This is a genomic window from Hydrogenoanaerobacterium saccharovorans (assembly GCF_016901815.1).
Classification (GTDB): domain Bacteria; phylum Bacillota; class Clostridia; order Oscillospirales; family Ruminococcaceae; genus Avimicrobium; species Avimicrobium caecorum.
Genome location: NZ_JACSNR010000032.1, coordinates 1 through 639 on the forward strand (window position 1 = coordinate 1; position 639 = coordinate 639).

1 protein-coding gene is annotated in these 639 nt (G+C 50.2%); it reads right to left on the minus strand.

What is annotated here, in order from left to right:
- A partial coding sequence (locus tag H9X81_RS11535; protein WP_204722174.1) for an HsdM family class I SAM-dependent methyltransferase occupies positions 1-639 on the minus strand: 639 nt, incomplete at both ends.

Sequence of the window (639 nt, forward strand, 5' to 3'; positions counted from 1 at the left end):
CCTTGTCAAAGCCCTCCTCGGTAATCTCCTGCCGGTCATTCCACCAATCCAATACCGGCTGGAAATGCTCCAGTTTCATCGGCTTGGTTTTGGAGAAGTGCTTATAGCCTTCCGGCATATCCAGGCGATAGAACCAGGTCTCCTCGGTGGGATGGGTGTTGTCAAAGAACAGGATATTGGTGGTAATCGAGGTATACGGTGAGAATACGCTGCCCGGCAGCCGGATGATGGTGTGCAAATTAAATTCCCGCAGCAGCTTCTTTTTGATGTTGACCTTGGCGTTGTCGGTACCGAACAGAAAGCCGTCGGGCAAAATCACCGCCGCCCGGCCATTCTTTTTGAGCCGATACATAATCACCGACATGAACAGATCGGCGGTTTCGCTGCTGGCCAGATCGGTGGGAAAGTGATTTTTTACATCAGCCTTTTCTGATCCGCCGTACGGAGGATTCATCAGAATGACATCCACCTTATCGCTTTCGGTATAGTCCAGCACATCATGAAGCAGCGTATTCGCATGGTATACCTGAGGTACATCCAGCCCATGCAGCAGAAGATTGGTGACGCAGAGCATATAGGGAAACTGCTTTTTCTCAATACCGTAAATGGAATTGCTGTATGCCTCCTCATCCTCAGTGG